The organism is Amycolatopsis sp., assembly GCF_035276945.1.
Classification (GTDB): domain Bacteria; phylum Actinomycetota; class Actinomycetes; order Mycobacteriales; family Pseudonocardiaceae; genus Amycolatopsis_E.
The window spans coordinates 1-19,629 of sequence record NZ_DATELF010000131.1 but is presented as its reverse complement, the minus strand read 5'-3'; the positions used below and the strand labels follow the sequence as shown (position 1 = coordinate 19,629).

Sequence of the window (19,629 nt, the reverse complement as noted above, 5' to 3'; positions counted from 1 at the left end):
GTCGTGTGGGAAGACATCGATCTCGACACGGCGCTCGTGGAGATCGACTGGAAGGTTGTGCGGGTCCGGGGCGAGGGCCTCCAACGCCGCAAGCGGGTAAAGTCTCGGAACAGTGAGCGAACCCTGCCGTTGCCGAGTTGGGCAGTGGACATGCTTAGTCGGCGCTGGGCCGCCGCTCAATCGGCCGGCGGATCCGGGTCGAGTCCGGTCTTTCCCGACAGCCTGGGTGGCCTGCGGGACCCGTCAAACACTCGGCGAGCTCTCCGGGAGGCGCGGGGAAGCGAGGGCTTCGCGTGGGTGACATCACATGTGTTCCGCAAGACGGCGGCGACGGTGATGGACGAGGCGAAGCTGACCGCCCGGATGATCGCTGACCACCTCGGCCATGCCAAGCCCTCCATGACGCAAGATGTGTACATGGGCCGGACGGCCGTATCCCGGGCGACGGCTGAGGCGCTAGACGGCATGTGGTGTGAAGACTCAGAGTTTCCCGGGAGTAAACTGGGAACAGAGCCGCCGGACGAGGACACCACAAGCCGCTGAGCTGGGAAAGAGTGCCCCAGACGGGACTCGAACCCGCACTTGATCGATTTTAAGTCGACGGCCTCTGCCGGTTGGGCTACTGGGGCACTGATCAGCGTACTGGGGTGCCCGCCCGGTCAGGACTTGGAGGCCCTGGCGAACTCTTCCTTCGGGTTGTTGATCTGCCCGAGCGAGACGACCTCGCGCCGGAACAGGCCGCCGAGCATCCAGTCGAGCAGGATGCGGACCTTGCGGTTGAAGGTCGGCATCGCCTTGAGGTGATAGCCACGGTGGAACAGCCAGGCCGGGAAGCCCTTGATCTTCAGGTTCAACGCGTCGGCGACGCCCTTGTGCAGGCCGAGGCCGGCCACGGCACCGAGGTTCTTGTGGTAGTAGTCCTTCGGCTGGCCGCCGCGCAGCACCTTGATGATGTTCTTGGCCAGCAGCCGGGCCTGGCGGACGGCGTGCTGCGCGTTGGGCGGGCAGGTGGCCGTCGGGTCCTGTTCCGTGCGCGAAAGGTCGGGCACCGCGGCGTTGTCTCCGGCGGTCCAGACGTCCGGGTGGCCGACGACCTGCAGGGCCGCCGTAGCCTCGACCCGGCCGCGCTTGTCCACCGGAAGATCGGAGTTGATCAGCACCGGGTTGGCCTTGACCCCGGCGGTCCAGATGATCGTGTCGCTGTCGAACTCGGTGCCGTCGGAGAGCACCACATGCCCGTTCTCGAACGACTTCGCCGCGGTCGACAGGTAGACCTCGATGCCACGCTTCTCCAACTGCTCCACGGTCCACACGCCGAGCGTCTCGCGGACCTCGGGCAGGATGCGGCCCGCCGCCTCGACGAGCACCCAGCGGATGTCCTCCGGGTCGATGTTCTCGTAGTAGCGGGTGGCGAAGCGGGTCATGTCCTCGAGCTCGGCGAGCGCCTCGATGCCGGCGAAGCCGCCGCCGACGACCGTGAAGGTCAGCAAACGCTTGCGCAGCTCGGGATCCAGCGTGCTGGACGCCTGGTCGAGCTTGGTGAGCACGTGGTTACGGAGGTAGATGGCCTCACCGATGGTCTTGATCGCGATGCCCTGCTCGGCGAGGCCGGGAATCGGCAGCAACCGCGCGACCGCACCGAGCGCGACCACGAGCACGTCGTAGTGCAACTGCTCGATGTGGCCGTCCGCGGCTTCGACCGTGACGGCCTTGTGCTCGTGCTCGATCTTGGTCACGCGTGCGGTGAGCACGTGACACCGCTTGAGCACCCTCCGCAGCGGCACCACCACGTGCCGCGGCTCGATCGCACCGGCCGCCGCCTCGGGCAGGAACGGCTGGTACGTCATGTGCGGCTGGGGGTCGACGATCGTGACGGAAGCCTCGTTCGCGCGGAGACTCTTTTGGAGTCCCAGCGCGGTGTAGAGCCCGACGTAACCACCGCCCAGGATCAAAATCCGGGTCGGTTCCGACTTCGCTGCGGCCATAGTCGTATCTTCGCACCCGATTGAGCGCCACGCTCGCATACCCCGACCAGTTGTGACCGGCATCGCCGCAGCAGGGCAAAACGATTCAGATCACCCGGTCGCGCGGCCGTTCCCCGGTCGCCAGGATGTCTTCATGAGCATCGATCTTCCCGCCGCCACCGGCTTCATGGCCACCCATGCCCGGCTTCTCGACCGCCGCCGCTACCTCCGCGGTCTCGGAGAAGGCAACGTCGAGGCGACGCTTGCCGCGCTGGACGGGTACCGCAACCCCGACGGCGGTTACGGGTGGGGGCTCGAGCCCGACCTCCGGTCGCCGGAGAGCCAGACCGGACCGGCCCTGCACGCCTTCGAGGTGTTCGCGGACATCGCCCCCGCCACCAGCCCGCGGGCCGTCGAGCTGTGCGACTGGCTGGCGTCGGTGACCTTGCCGGATGGCGGACTCCCGTTCGCGCTGCCCGTCACCAGCCCCGCCGGCTGTGCGCCGTTCTGGGCGGACGCCGACCCGGCCGTGTCCTCACTACAGATCTCCGCGATCGTCGCGGAGAACGCGCACCGCGTCGCGGCCCACGATCCGGCCGTCGCCGCCCACCCCTGGCTCGCCCGCATCACCGAGTACTGCCTGTCGGCCATCGAAAGGCTCGAAGGACGGCCGCACGCTCTCGCTCTCGCGTTCGCCGTGCGTTTCCTCGATGCCGCGAACGTTCCCTCGCCGCTGGAACGGCTCGGCTCGTATCTCCCCGAAAATGGCCTTGTCCATGTCGACGGCGGCGCCGAGGACGAGATGATGCGCCCACTCGACTTCGCACCCTTCCCCGGCGGGCCGGCGCGACGCCTGTTCGGTCCGGACGTGATCGACGCCGAGCTTCGCCGTCTCGAGGCCCAGCAGCAACCGGACGGCGGCTGGCCCGTCGACTTCGCCAGCTACTCTCCGACGGCTTCCCTGGAATGGCGCGGCTACGCCACGGTCCGCGCGCTGACGGTCCTGCGACACAACGGCATGCTCGACTGAGTTCAGGACCCCGTGATCACTCCGGATTCACCCGGCCCTCACACACGGCCGGGGGACATCCTGGCCCGCCAGTCGGCAAGTTCATCCTTCCGGAGTTCCAAGTCGTAGCTCGACCGCAGGTCGAGCCAGAACCGTTCCGACGCCCCGGAGAACCGGGCCGGCCGCAGCGCGGTATCTCGACGTTTTCCCACCGTTACGCGTCGCGGGGGCTGCCAGGGCGTAGGCCAGCGGCGTCACGGGCACGTGCCAACACGTCGCGGAGCATGGCGGGTGTCAGGCGGCCGGTGAAGGTGTTCTGCTGGGACACGTGATAGCAGCCGAAAAGGCGCAGCCCGCCCAAGTCGACCTCGACACCGTGCCCGAATCGCGGCGCGGGTTTCGGTACCGGCCTGAGTTCGGCCAGCACCGGCAGCAGCGCCTGCCAGCCGAACGCGCCGAGCACGACCACCGCACGCAAGGTCGGCCTCAGCAGGTCGAGTTCACGGGCCAGCCAGGGGCGGCACGTGTCGCGCTCGGCGGGGGTCGGCTTGTTCGCGGGCGGGGCGCAGTGCACGGGCGCGGTGATCCGGGTTCCGCGTAGTTCGAGGCCGTCGCCGACGTGCTTCGACTGTGGCTGCGAGGCGAGCCCGACGTCGTACAGGGCCTGAAAGAGCACGTCGCCGGAGCGGTCGCCGGTGAACATCCGGCCGGTGCGGTTCCCGCCGTGCGCGGCCGGAGCCAGCCCGACGATCGCCAGCGACGCGTCGGGCGGACCGAAGCCGGGCACCGGACGGCCCCAGTAGGTCTCGTTCGCGTAGGCCGCCCGCCTGGTCGCGGCGACCTGTTCGCGCCAGGCGACCAGCCGCGGGCAGCGCCGGCACTCGGCGACCGCCGCGTCCAACTCGACCAGCGATGTTTGCGTCACCGGGCCAGAGTAAGCCCGCTCACCACCCTCAACGGAGCCGCCGCGCGTCACGGCTACATTCAGCGCATGCCCGAAACCACCGACGACGAGACCACACCGGCTCCCGCCGCTGAAACCAAGCCCGCCGAACCCATGGACGACTTGGTCACCTCCGAGCACACGCTGACCATCGACGACCGGAAACTGGCCTACACCGCCAAGACCGGACGGATCGTGTTGCGCAGGGAGATCCTCACCGACGGCAAGTTCGACGGCCACCTGCCCAGGGCCGAGGTGTTCCTGACCTCGTACACGCTCGACGACGCCGACCCCGGAACCCGCCCGGTGACCTTCGCCTTCAACGGCGGTCCCGGCTCGGCGAGCATCTGGCTGCACATGGGGCTGCTCGGGCCACGCCGGGTGATCTCCGGCGACGTCGACGCCCCCGAACCGCCGCCCTACCGGCTGGCCGACAACCCGGAAACCCTGCTGGCGCACAGCGACCTGGTCTTCATCGACCCGGTGTCCACCGGCTACTCCCGGCCGGTCACCGGGGAGAAACCGCAGGACTACCACGGATTCACCCCGGACATCGAGTCCGTGGGGGAGGTCATCCGGCTGTGGACCTCGCGCAACGGACGCTGGCTGTCGCCGAAGTTCCTGGCCGGCGAGTCCTACGGCACGCTGCGGGCGGCCGCACTCGCCGAACACCTCCAGGACCGGCACGGGCTGTTCCTCAACGGGATCATGCTGATCTCGTCGGTGTTGGACATGGGCACGATCCGCTTCACCGAGGGCAATGACCTGCCGTACTCATTGTTCGTGCCGACCTACGCGGCGATCGCGCACTACCACGGTCTCCACGGGGACCGGCCGCTCGACGACGTGCTCGCCGACGCCGAGGAGTTCGCGGCGCGCGACCTGCCGTGGGCGCTCCAGCGCGGAGCCCGGCTGTCCACGGTGGAGCGCACCGAAACCGTGCGGACGCTCGCCTCCCTCACCGGGCTCGACGAGTCCTATGTAGACAGATCGAACCTGCGCATCGAGCACGTGCGGTTCTTCACCGAAGTGCTGCGCGACCGTGGTCTGACCACCGGGCGGATGGACGGCCGGTTCACCACCTGGGAGCCCGACGGCGGGCGCGAGCACATGCGCGACGACGCCTCGATCTCACGGATCATCGGTGCTTACTCGGCCGGGTTCAACCACTACGTGCGCACGGAACTGGAGTACGAGAACGACCTGCCGTACGAGGTGTTGTCGCTCGAGGTCAACCAGGCGTGGTCGTACTCGGACTTCCAGGGGCGCTCGGTGTCCGCCGTGGAGTCCCTGGGCTCGGCCATGCGCGCCAACCCGCGGCTGAAGGTGCACGTCGCGCTCGGCTACTACGACGGCGCCACCCCGTACTTCGCCGCCGAGCACGTGCTGGCCCACCTCGCGATCCCCGAGGAACTGCGGGAGAACATCGAATCGGCCTACTACCCGGCGGGCCACATGATGTACTGCCACGAACCTTCGCGGATCCAGCAGTCCACGGACCTAGCGGCCTTCATCGCATCCGCCTCGAACCGTTAGTCCCAGCCACGAACGCGGAACTCGCTCACGTTCGAGGTGGAACTCGCACGGCCGGAAGCGCGAGTTCCCCATTCGCGGCGTGCGGGTTCCGCGTTCGCGGAGGTGTCAGCCGAGATAACGGGCGCCGTGGGTCACCGCGGAGTAGGCGTCGACGGCACCGTGGCCGTAGAAACCGTTGAACTCCGGGGTACCCTCGCAGGTCGCGGTGAAGGAAGCGTCGCGGCCCTCCTTGAGGTAGTCGACGGTCCGCGGCACCGGGCACGCGACCTTCGCGGCCGTGCCCTCGATCACCCGCTGCACGCTGTCCGGGCTCAGGCCGAACCCGCCCCGCCCCTGCTTCCCGTACTGGGAAACGATCAGCGCGGCGACGCCGGTCGCGTGCGGCGTGGCCATCGAGGTGCCCTGCAGGTACTGGTAGTACCCGACCCGCCCGTCCGGCGCGGTCACCTTCTGGACGCCGATCGCCGCCCCGTCCGGCGTGATGTCGCCGTCCGCGTCGATGTTGCCTTCGGCCACGCCGGCGTTGCGCGGATACGCCGACAGGATCATGTTCTCGTTGGTGCGGTACCAGTCGGTGCCGAAGCCGTCGCGGAAGAACCCGCCGGGCGCGGAAACCGAGATCTGCTCGGTGCCGTAGTTCGAGTAGTCCGCCTTCTTCTGCGACGGTCCGAACGCGGAAACGCCGATGGTGTGCGGCCCTTCGGCGGGCAGGGACAGGCAGGTGGCGTTGTCGATCGTGCGCGGGTGCGTGGCGCTCGCCGGGTAGTCCGGGCTGGTGGCGTCCGGCTGCGGCGCGCCGAGGTCGCTGTGCTCGTTGCCCAGGGCCACCACGGACGTCACGCCCTTGCGGTAGGCGTAGTCCAGCGCGCGGGAAATCGCCTCGACGATCGTCCGCTGCTCGACCTGCTGCGCCGACGAGTCGGCCACGTTGTGCTGGCAGTTGTACAACCACGGATCCACGTAGAACGACATGTTGACCACGTCGATCCCGGCGTCACCGGCGTAGGTCAGCGCGTCGACGACCGGCTCGAGGAAGAAGAAGCCGGAGTCCTGGCCGGCGCGCACGTTGACCAGGGTCACGTTCGGCGCGACACCGGAGACGCCGAAACCGTTGGCGGCGGCCGCGATCGTGCCCGCGACGTGCGTGCCATGGCCATTGTCGTCGTGGTCCGCCGGGTCGACACAGCCGCGGTACTCGCAGAATCCGTCGACGACGGCACCGGTCTCGTCGGTGGGGATGTCACGGGTGAAGTTGCGCGAATCGGCGTAGTCGAAGTTCGGCGCGATGTCCGGGTGCGCGCCATCGATACCGGTGTCGATCACGCCGACCTTCACGCGCTTGTCGCCGGGTTGCACGGTTCGCGAAAGATCCGAGCGGACGGACTTCAGGCCCCACAACTTGTCGTCGAGCGGGTCCATGCCCACTGGCGCGGGCTTCTTCACGGCCGGCTTGCCGTTCGCCGCCCCACGCGCTTCCTTCTCCACGGCGTCCGGCTTGACGACGGCCTTGTCCTTCGGCACCTGCCCGATGCTGGTCGCCTTCGCCGCGCCGTAGACCGCGCTCTTGGCGCTGACCCGCTCGACGAACCCATTGGCCGGGGCGCTCGCGGTGATCAGTCCGACCGCGGGGTTGCTGCGCAGCACGGTGCCACCCGAGTCCTTGATCGCCTTTTCCGCGGCCGCGACGCTTCCGCCGGCCGCGGTCAGCACGGTGAACTCCGTGGCCGCCCCGGAAAGCGCTTGCTGTGCCGCGGCGACCGGCGCGGTGGCCGCACCGATCAGCGGCACCGCGAGCGCGGCGACGAGCAATCTGGTTCTTCTCAACGGAAGTTCCTCCTCACAAAGCGGTGAAAAGGAACCTATCGGGACTTCCGGCCAACCAGAACGAAAACCCGACGAAAGTCGGTAGTCACCTGCCGGGCACCGCCAACCGCAGGCCTTCGGCCAGCTCAGCGGGGGTGGGCGCCAGTTCGGGATCGACCAACCACTGCACCAGCAGGCCGGAAAGCAACACCTGGTAAAAGGTTCCGGCCACCCGTGCCACGCGCTCGTCATCCTCGCGACGGAGGCCCTGGAACATTTCCGCGAGCGCGAAATGCCCCTCTTTCTGCATCGCGGCGATCTCGCCTCGCAATTCGGGCTCGTGCTGAAACTGGGTGACCATCTCGATCTGCGTCCGCCACAACGCCCGGTCGGTACGGAACGAGTCGAGCACGCGCGCCCAGATGGCCTCGAAACTCCGGTCCCCGCTCGCCAGCGCCTGCCCGAATTTTTCCCCCCACTCCGCCATCGCCTCGTAAACGGCCGCGTTGAGCAACGCCTTTGTGGAGCCGAAGTGGTACCCGATCGACGCGAGGCTGACCCCGGCCGCGGACGCGATGTCGCGCGCGGTCGTGCGGCTGTAGCCCTTCTCGACCAGGCATCGCTTGGCGCCGGCCAGCAGGTCCTCCCGATTTCCCATGCCACCACCCTACACCTTTCTCAGACAAGCGTCTTGCACAAATGTATAAGACATGCGTACAGTACTCGGCATGGAGAACAGGACGGTCCTCATCTCGGGCGCGGGCGTCGCCGGCCCGGCCCTCGCCTACTGGTTGAACCACCACGGCTTCCGCGTCACCGTGCTCGAACGCGCGCCCCAGCTCCGCGAAGGCGGCTACAAGATCGATATCCGGGGGGCCGCGCTGACCGTCGCCGAGCGCATGGGCATCCTCGACGAGGTCCGCCGCCACGCCACCGACCTGCGTGGCAGCACGATCGTCGACGCCGAAGGCAAGGAAGTGGCGACCATGAGTGCCGACTTTTTCGGCATGCGCGAGGGCGAAGACGTCGAGATCATGCGCGGCGACCTGACCCGGATCCTTTACGAGCGCACGAGGAACGACGTCGAGTACCTCTTCGACGACTCGATCAAGGACCTGCGGCAGGACGAAGGCGGCGTCGAAGTCGCCTTCGAGCGCGCCGCGCCCCGCCGGTTCGACCTCGTCGTCGGGGCGGACGGGTTGCACTCGGCCGTGCGCGCACTCGCGTTCGGGCCCGAAGCGCGGTTCCGCCGCGACCTCGGCTGCCAGGTCGCCATCGGCACGGTGCCGAACCACCTGAACCTGGACCGCTGGGAGCTGACCTACCCGATGGCGGGCAAAGTGGCCATCGTCTACCGCACCAGGCGGATTGCCGAGGCCAGGGCGATGTTCCTGTACCTGTCGGGCACGCTCGACGAAGCCTTCGCCGGTGCGGGCTGGGAGGTGCCGCGCCTGCTGGACGACGTCCGCAAGTCACGGGACTTCTACGTCGACACGGTCAGCCAGATCCACTGCGAGAACTGGGCGAACGGGCGGGTCGTACTGCTCGGCGACGCGGCTTACGCGCCGTCCCTGGCTTCAGGGCAGGGCACGAGTCTCGCGCTCGTCGGCGCCTACGTGCTCGCGGGCGAACTCAACGCGATCGATCACCGCCAGGCCTTCGCCGCCTACCAGGCGCAGATGCGGGAGTTCGTCGCGCTGAACCAGAAACTGGCGCCGAGCCAGCTCAAGGGCATGATCCAGCGCGGCCGCGCCCAGCTGTGGTTCCAGCTGAGGATGCTCAGGCTGATGCCGAAACTGCCGGGCAAGGACAAGATCGTCGCCCGCGTGCTGGAGCCGATTCGCCGCGCGGCGAACGGGATCGCCCTCAAGGACTACTGAGACCGGCCACTCTCCTGCCCCTCGACGGAGGCGTCTGTCTAGGCCAGTGAGAGCGCGATGCCGTCCAGGATGTCGTGCTCACTGACCACCAGGTCGGCCGGGCCGCCCCGCTCGGCCAGTTGCTCGGACAGCACCCGCACGATGAGCGCACCGCCACCGATCACGTCCACCCGGCCGGGGTGGATCACCGGATTGGCCGCGCGGGCGGCGTGGTCGACACCGAGGAGCTCGTCGGCGACCCGGTGAATGTCCTCAGTGGACAGACGGGACAGGTGGGTGCGGTCGGAGTCGTACTCCGGAAGGTGCTGGGCCACCGCGGACAGCGTGGTGATCGTGCCCGCGACACCGATCCAGGTTTTGGCCTTGGCGACGTCCACCACGTCGAACGCCTCGGCAAGCACCTCGGTGGCGAACTCGCGGGCGGCCGCGATCTCACCGGCCGTGGGCGGGTCCGACTTCAGGGCCCGCTCGGTGATCCGCACGCAGCCGATGTCCACCGACCGCGCGGAAGTCACCGACGCCCGCTGACCGTCCCAGTCGCCGAGAACCAGTTCGGTGGAACCGCCGCCGACATCGACCACGAGGAACGGGCCGTCGTCGGGATCCTGTTCGCCCACCGCGCCGGTAAAGGACAGGCGCGCTTCCTCGTCACCGCTGATGATCTCCGCCTCGACCCCGAGGACTTTCCTCGTCATGGCGAAGAAGTCTTCGCGGTTGCTCGCGTCGCGCGTCGCTGACGTGGCGACCATGCGCACACGCTCGACGCCCTTGCGCCGGGCGGCGATGGTGTAGTCGGCGAGCGCGGCACGCGTGCGTTCGAGGGCCTCCGGCGCCAGCTTGCCGGTCGCGTCCACGCCCTGACCGAGGCGCACGATGCGCATCTCCCGGTGCAGGTCACGGAGGTCGACGGTGCCGTCGTGGCGGTGCGTCAGCTCGGCGACGAGCAGGCGGATGGAGTTCGTTCCACAGTCGATCGCGGCAACACGGGGCATGCCCAGAATCTACCTGGGGCGCGAAGTACCCGCGTTCATGGCGGTGGTGGGCGAGGATGTGGTGGAGGTGGACGGGTTCGGCTCCGAGCTGCTGCCCGGATCGCACGGCGGCAGGGACGAACTCGGCGGGCTCGACGACGAACTGGGCGGGCTCGACTCCGGGCTGCTGGTGCAGGTCGGCGACGGGCTGCTGGGCGACGAGCTGGGCTGGGACGACGAGAAGCCGCCGGTGGAGTGCGGAGTGCTGCTGGAACCCGTCGACGGGGGCGGCGAAGTAGTCGTGGGCATCGGCGGCGGGGTCACCTGGGGTGGCGCGGCCACGATCGGCGGCGGTGGCGTGCCGATCGGCACCTGGCTGTCCGGCATCGTCAGCACACCCCTGCGGTAGGCCTCGGCCCAGAGAATGACGATGTCGACATAGGTGCTGGAGTTGTTGTAGCGGTAGATCGCCGCGCGCAGTTGATCGGGCTTCGACAGGTCGAGGCCACCTGAGCACAGGTAGCGCCCGGTGGCCAGCGTCGCGTCGAAGATGTTGCTCGGGTCGGCCACGCCGTCGCCGTTGCCGTCCGAGGCGTAGGCGAGCCAGGTGGACGGGATGAACTGGGTGGGCCCGACCGCGCGGTCCCAGGTCGGGTCGAAGTCGTAGACCCCGTGGTCGGTGTCGGGAATGGCGGCGACCGAGCCGATGCCGTTGAGTTCGGGGCCGAGGATCGGTTCCAGCGTCCTGCCGTTGAGGTCCACGTACCCGCCGCGAGCGTGGTTGGACTCGATCCGGCCGATGCTGGCGATCAACGCCCAGTCGATATGGCAGTTCGGCTGCTCCATCGCCATGATGTCGGCCGCGTTGCGGTACGCCCGCAGCGCGGTGCCCGGGATGCCGAGCAGGCCACCGGGCAGGACGGAGGCGGCGGGCAGCTGGTCCACCGACAGCGGCAGTTCGGTGGGCGTGGAGACCTCGGGGAGGGTCCCGTCGACGTTGACGTGCACGAGTTTCGGGTCGAAGCCGCCGACCAGGCTCATGTTGCGGGAATGCTCGCTGCTGACCTGAGCCGCCCAGTCCCCGGTCCCGCCGCTCAGCGCGACCGCGGGCAGTACGGCCGCGACCCCGCCGACCATCGCGACGAAAGTCTTGTAGCGCAAGCCGATTCTGCGGATCTTACGCCGGGCGGCCCGTGCTCGCCTCAGCCTCACACCCCGCTACCTCCCCTTGGACGCCCCCGCCCAGATCGATCGTCACGCAGTCGCCGTCAAACGCGCGATATCCTCTTGCCTATCCCCCAGCTTGCTAGGTTCGTTACCGTCAGAAAAGGCTTTGCCTCAAAGGGCACGAAATCCCGCCTTCCGGTGGGAAAAGTGCGTGAGAGAGTGATCAGCGCCTTCTGGGGCAAGTTCCCGGTCCCCCGTTCAGCCGGCGGCGCAGTCGCCGGAGGGCCAGTCGGGGCGCAGGAGTTCCAGGGTCTGGTCACCGAACGGGTTCACGCCCGGACCGCGGGCCAGCGTGTGGGCGAGGTGCACATGCAGGCATTTCACCCGGCCAGGCATGCCGCCCGCGGTGACCTGGTGCCCCAGCGGCTCGATCGCGTCCCGCTGGGCCAGGTAGGACTCGTGCGCGCGCTGATAGGCGGCAGCGAGATCGGGATCCCGCGCCAGGCGCTCGGTCATCTCGCGCATGATCCCGGACGCCTCCAGCCTGCCGACCAGCGAGGTGAGCCGCGGGCAGGTCAGGTAGTACAGGGTCGGGAACGGCGTGCCGTTCTCCAGCCGGGGATTGGTCTGCACCACAGACGGGTGCCCGCTGGGGCAGCGTGCCGCGATCGCACGCAGCGCCCTCGGCGGCCTGCCCAGCTGGCCCGCGATGACCTCCCGGTCGGCCTCGGTCACCGGCTCGAAAGTCCTAGTCACCCTTCTATTGTCCCAGCAGGCTGCTCAGCCTCCGAGGCTGGACCACAGCTGCTGGTACCACGCGGAGTCGCCGGGTACGGCCTTCTGCCGCGCGGCCTGGCCCTGCCCCTGCGGAGTGTCCTCGGGAAGCTGGATCAGGTAGGGCGTCTCGCCCGGCATCACGTACCGGAGCCGGCGCCGTGCCTCCGCCTCCACCTCGGCCGGGTCGGCCAGCGCGGCCTTGCGGGCCTCCAGCTCGGCGACCTCGGCCTGCAACTGTGCCTGGCGCTGTTGCTGCACCCGAATCTCCGCCCGCTGGCTCACATACGTGCGCAGCGGCACCGCCAGGGTGAAGGCCAGCGCGCAGATCACGATCGCGAGCACGGCCGCGCGCCGGGTTGTCGACATGCCCAGCACGCGGGCCGCGCCGCTGGCCTGTTTCGCCGCCAGCTTCAGGCGCAGCCGCGCCCTGGCCCCGGCACCGCGCGGGTCCCGCCGCGTCCGCTGGGGATGGCGCGCGGGCACCCCCTCCACGCGGCGAACCCGTGGGCTCTCCGTGCGGCGGTCGCGGCTGCCGCGCTCGCGCGCCCGCTGGGTCACGACGGGATCGCCCCTGCGGCTCTCGGCGGCTCCACTCAGTTCTCCGGGCTGAACCGCGGGAACGCCAGGTCACCCGAGTAGCGGGCGGCGTCGCCGAGCGTCTCCTCGATCCGCAGCAGCTGGTTGTACTTCGCGACCCGCTCGCTGCGCGCCGGCGCGCCGGTCTTGATCTGGCCCACCCCGGTGGCGACGGCAAGGTCGGCGATGGTGGTGTCCTCGGTCTCGCCGGAACGGTGGCTCATCATGCTCCGGTAGCCGTAGGACGTGGCCAGCGTGATGGCGTCCAGAGTCTCCGACAAAGTACCGATCTGGTTGACCTTGACCAGCAACGCGTTCGCCGCGCCGCGCTCGATGCCCTGCTCCAGCCGGTCCGGGTTGGTCACGAACAGGTCGTCGCCGACCAACTGCACCCGCTCCCCGATCTGGCTGGTCAGCGCGACCCAGCCGTCCCAGTCGTCCTCCGCGAGCGGGTCCTCGATCGAGACCAGCGGGTACGCGTCGAGGAGTTCGGCGTAGTAGGCGGAAAGCTGCTCAGCATTGCGCTTCTCGCCCTCGAAGGTGTACGTGCCGTCCGAGAAGAACTCGGTCGCGGCGACGTCCAGCGCGAGCGCGACGTCCCGGCCCGGGGTGTAGCCGGCCTTCTCGATGGCCGTGGTGATCAGGTCCAGTGCCTCGCGGTTGCTGGACAGGCTCGGCGCGAAGCCGCCCTCGTCGCCCAGGCCGGTGGCCAGGCCGCGGCTCTTGAGCACCGACTTGAGCGAGTGGTAGACCTCGGTGCCCCAGCGCAGCGCCTCGCGGAACGACTCGGCGCCGATCGGCGCGATCATGAACTCCTGGATGTCGACGTCGGTGTCGGCGTGCGCACCACCGTTGAGGATGTTCAGCATCGGCACCGGGAGCACGTGTGCGTTCGGCCCGCCGAGGTAACGGAACAGCTCAAGCTCGGCCGACTCGGCCGCGGCCTTGGCCACCGCCAGCGAGACGCCGAGGAGCGCGTTCGCGCCCAGCCGCGACTTGTCCGGCGTGCCGTCCAGGTCCACCAGTTTCTGGTCGACGACCCGCTGCTCGACCGCCTCGATCCCGATCAGCTCGGGCCCGATCTCGTTGAGCACCGAGGCGACCGCGCGCTCGACGCCCTTGCCGCCGTAGCGCGACGCGTCACCGTCGCGCAGTTCGACGGCCTCGTGTTCGCCGGTGGACGCCCCCGACGGAACGGCGGCCCGCGCCAACGTGCCGTCGTCCAGGGCCACCTCCACCTCAACGGTCGGGTTGCCGCGCGAGTCCAGAATCTCGCGCGCGCCTACCTGCTCGATGACCGCCACGCTTCGCTCCTCACCGATAGTCCCAGCGACGACGGCACCAGCGTAACGGCACCCCCTCCTTACTCGCCGGGGGCACGCTCGGTCCCGGCTCCGGCCCGGACCTCCTGCCAGCCCGGCGGCAAATCCGCGGTGTCCGAGATCCGCTGCCAGAACGTCCAGCTGTTGCCGCCGAGGTCGAGCACCGTGAACACCCTTGCGCCATAAGGCTGATCCTGCGGAGGGGCCACCTCTCCCGCCTCGCCGAGCGCCTCGCACACTCGCTCGTACTGAGCGTCGACATCGGACACGTAGACGATGTTGAGCTGGCCCACCGGCCGGTCGACGCCCTTGGCCGCCCAGTAGTCCGCACCTACCCCGGCCAGGTGGATTTCCGCGTCGCCCGCCGCGACGGTCGCCTGGAACACCAGGCCGGCCGAGTCGACATACCGCACCTTTTCGGTGAAGCCGAACACGCGGACCAGCCATTCGAGCGCTTCGGTGGCGTCGGTGTAGTACAGGTAGGGCGACAGACCGAGGTAACGGGGTTCGCTCATAGCGCGCAAGTTCATCACGCCGGGGGTCGCTCACGTGATCGCACCCCTGCCGAAAGCCGCGAATGGCGGGTAACGTCGATCAGACTATGAATGACGAGGACCTGGCCCGGGATCATACGGGCGAGCACCGGTTCAAGGCATTCCGGCAGGCCGAGGCGTTGATCGAGAACAGACGCCCGCTCGACGCGCTCAAGGTCCTCCAACCGGTGCTCGAGGCGGAACCGGACAAACCGAGCGTGCAACTGCTCGCCGGTCGCGCCTACTTCCATTCCGCACAGCTCAACCGGGCCGAACGGGCGTTCACACGGGTGCTCGAACTCGACCCCGCCGACCACTACGCCCGGTTCGTGCTCGGCCGCACGCTGCAACGGCTCGGGCGGCTCGTCGAAGCGCTCGGCCAGCTGCGGATGGCCTGGGCGATGAACCCGGTGCCCGAGTACCAGGACGCCCTCTCCGAGGTCAGCGCGCGCGTCCGGCTTCAAGAGAACTGAACGATTTCGTTGATGACAGCGCACAACGCGGTACGGCGCGGGAGGCAGGCCGCAAACGTGACCGACCTGCGCCCGCGACAGCCGTCACGGCCTGGCTACCCGCACCCGTGCTTGAGCAACACTGATCAGCGCGACCCGAAGTACTTTCGGTCGACCAGGGCGACGACTCGCTCGGCGAGTTCGGTCCTGACGGGGTCCAGCGGCACCGCGTTCTCGTACCGGACGCCCCGCGGCGGGTACGCCTGTAGGTGGAGGTGCAGGTTTCCCCTGCGGCTGATCTCGTTGTACGGCGAGTAGTAGACGTCGTACTCGGCACCGTCGGCCGTCCGGAACGTCACCGCCTGCTTACCGCCAACCTGCTTGACCTGCCGGTCGATCCAGTTGCTGGAACCTGTGCCGTACTCGGCGGGCCGGTTCTGCCCGTCTATGTCCACATACACGAGCAGGGTGTGGGTGGGCTCGACGAACATGCAGTGCGTACCCCAGGTGACCGGCGCCAACGTCTCGCCATACGCGGCCTTGACCGCTTCCTGGAACGCCTCGCACTGCACCGCCTGATTCACCCTGGAAGCATTCGCCGCGGCTTCGAAGGTCGGGGGGACGGTGATTCCGCCCCGGTAGGGCGAGCAATCGGAGTTGATGAGGTCCACGCAGGCACCTACCTTGCCGGTGTCGTTCTCGTCAGGCCCGTAGAGCAGAGGACGCTGCGGCTGCACGGCGCCGCTCTCGGGTGCCTGCCCGGCGAGCTGGATCGCCTCGGCGGCGAGCCGTGTGGCCGTGGCACAGTCCTCCGCGACCAGGTCGAAGATCAGCGAACCGAACCACTCGTTGGCGCTTCCGGACGGGCCCTGGTGCCACAGCACGTCGCAGTTGCCCCCATCCCGGACGATGGCGTCCTTGTCGCCGATCCGCGTGAGCCGGTCGCCCCGGTTCGGCCGCCACTTGTCGTAGCCGGCCTTCAACCCGGCCCTGGTCTGTTCCCTGCTGGTAGCGCGGCAGCCGCTGAACGGGTCTTCGGTGCCATCCGGCGCCAGGGTGTATCCGGTGAGGTTTTGGCCGAAGAGCTTGGCAACGAAGGCGCAGCCGTCCCATGCGGAGAACGGGCGCTTCGCGGTGTCGACCGAGAAAGTGTCCGGATTGGCCAGTTTCGCCACCGCCCGCGCCCCGTAGTCTTCCACGAACTCGCAGGCATTGGTGCCGGACGAACGGTCCATCCTCAATTCGATGGAGAACGTGTGACTCACCGGAAGATCCAGCACGCAATCCCGGCCGGATTCACCGCTGATCTCGTAGGCCTTCGCGCCCCCGACGACGACTGGTTTCTGCAGGAACCGGTGGTCCGAGCCGTTCTCGACGCCGACCGCGAGCGAGATCCGGCTTTCTCCGGGGTAGGCCGGGGTCCATTTCGGGTCCGTCAGCAGTGCGCAGGCATGCGGTCCGGACGGAATGGCGACGGCATCCGGATTCCGGCGCGACTTCGCGTAGTCCACGTCCAGCAGCGCGCAGGCGTCGAGCCGCCGCAGTGCGGCGAGGACCGCCTCGCGATCCCGGTCGGGCGGCCCGTGCTCAGCAGGCGGGGCAGGCTGGATGGGCGGGCCTGTTGGCTGGTCGCCGTGGGGTCCGTGGGCGGTTCGCCACCACTCAGCAGGAAGGCGCTCGTGGCACCGAGTATTACGACCATGCCGAGGCCGATCCCGAGTAATTTCCTTTCCACTGGCTTCTCCCCCTTTTTTTTGGAAGGCTGCGGACGCAAATTAGCGGACGGTTTTTCCACCGTCCGCATCTGTCTGAAATGCGCCGCGCCGGGACGCGGTGGGGAAATCAGGGAACAGCGGTCGCGTAGGTGTCGGCCGCGGTGAAAACATCCTGGGCATCGGAGGCGGACTGGGTGTAGCCGAGCACGGCGTTCCACCAGCCTGTTCCGGTGGCGAGGTCCTCGCCACCGGAACACAGCGCGCGGGCGACGGTGAGGGCGGCGTCGTGGGCATTGCGTGGATCCGCTGGTTTGCCGTCACCGCTCGCACGGGCCGACCAGTGCTGCCAGATCGGGTCGGGGACCGGGAGCGGGCCGGAACCGGCCGCCTGCACCTGACCGATCCCGGCGAGCGTGGCCCAGGACAGGTGACAGCCCGGCCACTGAGTCCGCATCCACATCTCGGCCCTGCCATAGGCCGCGATGACGTTCGCCGCCAGCCGCGTGGGCCCGGCCAGCCCGCGCGCCCAACTGTCGAGCCTGGCGAGATCGGAGGCATGCGGCCGGTCCTCGGGTGCGGCCGCCGCGGGTTTCGGCGCGGCCGCCGCCGGAGGTGGCACGAGCGCCTGGGTGGTGGCGGCGGGCACGGCCTGTGTCCGGCTCGGTTCTTCGGGCTTGGTGACGCCGATGGTCAGCAGCAGCACGAACCCGGTGGCCATTACTCCGGCGGCAAGCGACAACTGCCTGGAGACCCGGCGGAAACGGGTTCCGAGCGAGCCCGATCCGGCGGGCGACTCAGGTCCGGCCACCCGGTCAGGTTATCCGGAGTTCGGCCGCGGCCAATAGGCACGCCAGCCGTCCGCCTCGAGGGTCGTGGGGTCGACGCCGTCCGCCCGAGCCGCACTTTCGGCAGCGCGCACGTCCGCCGCGAACCGCTTCGCGACCGCGCGAAGCTCACCCTCGGGATCGATCCCGGCACGGCTGGCCGAGGCGGCCACACGGAAAAGCTGGGCAGCGGGGTCCGAACCAGACGGAAACAGGTCACGCGGAAGGCCGGCGCGCCCCGACCGCTGCCCCAGCTTGCCCGCCAGCGCCACCGCCGGCTGACCGAGCGCCACGCCGTCCACAATGGACTGACGGCGCTTCTCGGCCTGCTTCAGCTCCTCCCACTTCACTTCCTGGTGCGCGGCCGTGTGAACCCGGTCGCCGTCGCCGAAGATGTGCGGGTGCCGGCCGACGAGCTTGGCCACCAGTTCCCCGGCCACGGCGTCGACGTCGAACGGGTCGTCGGGATGCTCGGCCGCCACCCGCGAGTGGAAGAGCACCTGCAGCAGGACGTCGCCAAGCTCCTCGCGCATGGCCGCACGGTCCCCACCCTCGACGGCTTCCAGCAGTTCGTAGGTCTCCTCGACGAGGTACTGGCGCAGCGACTCGTGCGTTTGCACCGCGTCCCAGGGACAGCCGCCCGGTGATCGCAACCGGTCCATCACGCGCACCGCCTCGACCAGGCCGGTGCCCGGCGACGGCCCGATGACCTTGGCGCCGGCCGCCCGAAGGGCCATGACGTGGGGGTCCTCGGCTTCCACCGCGAACAGCACGATCGGTTGTTCCGCCGCCTCCGCCACCAGTTCCTCGACATCCGGCGCGGGTTTCGCACCGAGCAGGTCCGCGTTCACACCGCTGGCGTAGAGGGCGCGGGCGCCGCGCAGCAGCGGCACCGCGGACGCCGGCACTCCGGCGTCCGGATGCGGCAGCAGCACGACGGTCAAGGCTGCACGGATCCCTTCACGGGGAGGACAAGGCCGGTGGTCTCGCCGGAGTTCGGCGCGAGGCTCATCGAAACCGGGTCCCACACACCGTAACGCGGGTTGATTTTCACGCCCGATTCGGCCACATAGGGCTGCAACAGCCGGATGCCGATCGAGGCCAGCTGGTCGGGGCTCGCCTGAACCGCCCCGTCGACGGCAACCGGTCCGGCGAAGTCGCGCTGCCGGATGACCGCGACCACCCAGACGGCTTCACCGCCCGGAGGCTGGAAAACGACCACGTTGCCCGCCGGGACGCCGTAAAGCGCGGTGGACGCGAGTTCGGGATCCTGCACTGCGGCGAACTTGTTGTCGCGCCTGGCCGCGGTGTTCGGCGCCGCGGCGAGTTGTTCCGCCGTGGCGAAGGCCTGGCCGCGCCGGTCCCCACCCTCGTCCGAAGAGATCGAGGTGAAGTCGAAGGTGACCGACATGTTCCGGTAGTACTTGCTGCCCAGTTCCTGCTCCAGCGCGATGTCCGTCGCGGATTCCGTGTGGTCACGGACCCGGGCGACGATCAGTCCGGCCAGCTGCGAAGGATCGGCGGCGGTGGCGGACTGCGGCTGGCCGAGCGCGGCCACGAGCTGACCGACCACGGCCGGGTCGGCCGAGAGCCCCTCACGCTGGGCGACCTCGCCGATCAGCTCGTGCACCACCAACTGGCGCACGACCTCGCGGCCGATCAGATCGAGCTTGTGCTGCTGGGCCAGCTGCTGAGCGGCCGGCTGCGTCCGCACGGCCCGGTCGATCAGCTGCTGCACCTGGTCCACGGAGATCTCGCGATCGCCAATGAGCACAGCGGCCCGGGCCTGACTCGGACCGGAGCCGCACCCGGCGAGCAGGAGGCAGAAGGCAAGGACAGCCGTAACCCCGCGGAGCCCGCGCGGGCGACCCATGATCCGCATCACACCAGTACCCTCTCACAACGCCTGTATCAGCCGGAACCCTCCCCGCTCGCCGTTGCGTTCGATATCGACGCACTTCGCGGCACCCTGTGATGTGGATCGCACCGTCGTCCGCGGAGATTCAGCAGAACCGGGATGGGGCACTACCTACCGCGCTACACTGCGTTCTACGCATTCAGCCGACTACGGGGAGTGAAGTCATGGCTGGCGACACCGGGAGCCACATACGCGGGGTGCTCGACGGTGACCTCGCCGATGTCACCACACCGAACCGC

General features: G+C 69.0%; 19 protein-coding genes and 1 tRNA gene. 5 read left to right on the top strand and 15 right to left on the bottom strand.

Annotated elements, in window-relative coordinates; all coding sequences use genetic code 11:
• The coding region (locus VJT49_RS23495) for a site-specific integrase (protein ID WP_324167067.1) at positions 1-543 on the top strand (543 nt) is incomplete at its 5' end.
• Between the two features lie 12 nt (positions 544-555).
• Here the strand turns inward: VJT49_RS23495 and VJT49_RS23490 are convergent.
• Both VJT49_RS23490 and VJT49_RS23485 read right to left on the bottom strand, forming a co-directional pair.
• Positions 556-629 (bottom strand) — tRNA-Leu (locus tag VJT49_RS23490).
• Positions 630-659: 30 nt separating this feature from the next.
• Positions 660-1,985 (bottom strand): NAD(P)/FAD-dependent oxidoreductase, encoded by a 1,326-nt coding sequence (locus VJT49_RS23485; RefSeq protein ID WP_324167066.1) that lies wholly within the window; start codon positions 1,983-1,985, stop codon positions 660-662.
• Between the two features lie 133 nt (positions 1,986-2,118).
• Here VJT49_RS23485 and VJT49_RS23480 point away from each other — a divergent pair, with 133 nt between their 5' ends.
• Positions 2,119-2,994, top strand: a complete 876-nt coding sequence (locus tag VJT49_RS23480) for a hypothetical protein (RefSeq protein WP_324167065.1) — start codon at positions 2,119-2,121, stop codon at positions 2,992-2,994.
• Positions 2,995-3,187: 193 nt separating this feature from the next.
• Here VJT49_RS23480 and VJT49_RS23475 read toward each other — a convergent pair whose 3' ends face one another.
• Positions 3,188-3,898 carry a uracil-DNA glycosylase gene (locus tag VJT49_RS23475; protein ID WP_324167064.1) on the bottom strand — a complete coding sequence of 237 codons (711 nt, stop codon included), beginning with the start codon at positions 3,896-3,898 and terminating at the stop codon, positions 3,188-3,190.
• 66 nt (positions 3,899-3,964) lie between these two features.
• Here VJT49_RS23475 and VJT49_RS23470 point away from each other — a divergent pair, with 66 nt between their 5' ends.
• The gene (locus VJT49_RS23470) at positions 3,965-5,452 is read left to right on the top strand and encodes a S10 family peptidase (protein WP_324167063.1); all 1,488 of its coding nucleotides are present in this window, start codon (positions 3,965-3,967) and stop codon (positions 5,450-5,452) included.
• 105 nt (positions 5,453-5,557) lie between these two features.
• Here the strand turns inward: VJT49_RS23470 and VJT49_RS23465 are convergent, their stop codons facing one another.
• Together VJT49_RS23465 and VJT49_RS23460 are read right to left on the bottom strand one after the other, a co-directional pair.
• Positions 5,558-7,276, bottom strand: a complete 1,719-nt coding sequence (locus VJT49_RS23465; RefSeq protein ID WP_324167062.1) for a S8 family peptidase — start codon at positions 7,274-7,276, stop codon at positions 5,558-5,560.
• Positions 7,277-7,361: 85 nt separating this feature from the next.
• Positions 7,362-7,913 carry a TetR/AcrR family transcriptional regulator gene (locus VJT49_RS23460; RefSeq protein WP_324167061.1) on the bottom strand — a complete coding sequence of 184 codons (552 nt, stop codon included), beginning with the start codon at positions 7,911-7,913 and terminating at the stop codon, positions 7,362-7,364.
• A gap of 70 nt (positions 7,914-7,983) precedes the next feature.
• Here VJT49_RS23460 and VJT49_RS23455 point away from each other — a divergent pair, with 70 nt between their 5' ends.
• Positions 7,984-9,135 (top strand): FAD-dependent monooxygenase, encoded by a 1,152-nt coding sequence (locus VJT49_RS23455; RefSeq protein WP_324167060.1) that lies wholly within the window; start codon positions 7,984-7,986, stop codon positions 9,133-9,135.
• A gap of 38 nt (positions 9,136-9,173) precedes the next feature.
• Here VJT49_RS23455 and VJT49_RS23450 read toward each other — a convergent pair whose 3' ends face one another.
• The 6 genes from VJT49_RS23450 to VJT49_RS23425 form a co-directional block, all read right to left on the bottom strand.
• A complete protein-coding gene (locus tag VJT49_RS23450; protein ID WP_324167059.1) occupies positions 9,174-10,127 on the bottom strand; it encodes a Ppx/GppA phosphatase family protein in 954 nt (317 codons plus the stop codon).
• Positions 10,128-10,136: 9 nt separating this feature from the next.
• Positions 10,137-11,267: a lytic transglycosylase domain-containing protein gene (locus tag VJT49_RS23445; protein ID WP_324167058.1), complete on the bottom strand. Its 1,131-nt coding sequence runs from the start codon at positions 11,265-11,267 to the stop codon at positions 10,137-10,139.
• A 264-nt stretch (positions 11,268-11,531) separates the two neighbouring features.
• Positions 11,532-12,029, bottom strand: a complete 498-nt coding sequence (locus tag VJT49_RS23440) for a DUF501 domain-containing protein (protein WP_324167057.1) — start codon at positions 12,027-12,029, stop codon at positions 11,532-11,534.
• Between the two features lie 24 nt (positions 12,030-12,053).
• Positions 12,054-12,608, bottom strand: a complete 555-nt coding sequence (locus tag VJT49_RS23435) for a septum formation initiator family protein (protein WP_324167056.1) — start codon at positions 12,606-12,608, stop codon at positions 12,054-12,056.
• 35 nt (positions 12,609-12,643) lie between these two features.
• Positions 12,644-13,930 carry a phosphopyruvate hydratase gene (gene eno / locus VJT49_RS23430; protein WP_324167054.1) on the bottom strand — a complete coding sequence of 429 codons (1,287 nt, stop codon included), beginning with the start codon at positions 13,928-13,930 and terminating at the stop codon, positions 12,644-12,646.
• A 59-nt stretch (positions 13,931-13,989) separates the two neighbouring features.
• A complete protein-coding gene (locus VJT49_RS23425; protein WP_324167053.1) occupies positions 13,990-14,463 on the bottom strand; it encodes a VOC family protein in 474 nt (157 codons plus the stop codon).
• Between the two features lie 86 nt (positions 14,464-14,549).
• On the opposite strand from VJT49_RS23425, the gene VJT49_RS23420 reads away from it, so the two are divergent.
• A complete protein-coding gene (locus VJT49_RS23420) occupies positions 14,550-14,954 on the top strand; it encodes a tetratricopeptide repeat protein (protein ID WP_324167052.1) in 405 nt (134 codons plus the stop codon).
• A 125-nt stretch (positions 14,955-15,079) separates the two neighbouring features.
• On the opposite strand, the gene VJT49_RS23415 is transcribed toward VJT49_RS23420, so the two are convergent.
• From VJT49_RS23415 to VJT49_RS23400, 4 genes are all read right to left on the bottom strand, one after another.
• On the bottom strand, positions 15,080-16,444 hold the full coding sequence (locus VJT49_RS23415) for a hypothetical protein (protein ID WP_324167051.1): 1,365 nt from the start codon (positions 16,442-16,444) through the stop codon (positions 15,080-15,082).
• Positions 16,445-16,775: 331 nt separating this feature from the next.
• Positions 16,776-17,456 carry a hypothetical protein gene (locus VJT49_RS23410; RefSeq protein WP_324167050.1) on the bottom strand — a complete coding sequence of 227 codons (681 nt, stop codon included), beginning with the start codon at positions 17,454-17,456 and terminating at the stop codon, positions 16,776-16,778.
• A gap of 9 nt (positions 17,457-17,465) precedes the next feature.
• Positions 17,466-18,416 carry a MazG family protein gene (locus VJT49_RS23405; protein ID WP_324167049.1) on the bottom strand — a complete coding sequence of 317 codons (951 nt, stop codon included), beginning with the start codon at positions 18,414-18,416 and terminating at the stop codon, positions 17,466-17,468.
• Positions 18,413-19,354 (bottom strand): hypothetical protein, encoded by a 942-nt coding sequence (locus tag VJT49_RS23400; protein ID WP_324167048.1) that lies wholly within the window; start codon positions 19,352-19,354, stop codon positions 18,413-18,415. Before VJT49_RS23400 ends, VJT49_RS23405 begins: the two co-directional genes overlap by 4 nt.
• Positions 19,355-19,629: the final 275 nt, after the last annotated feature.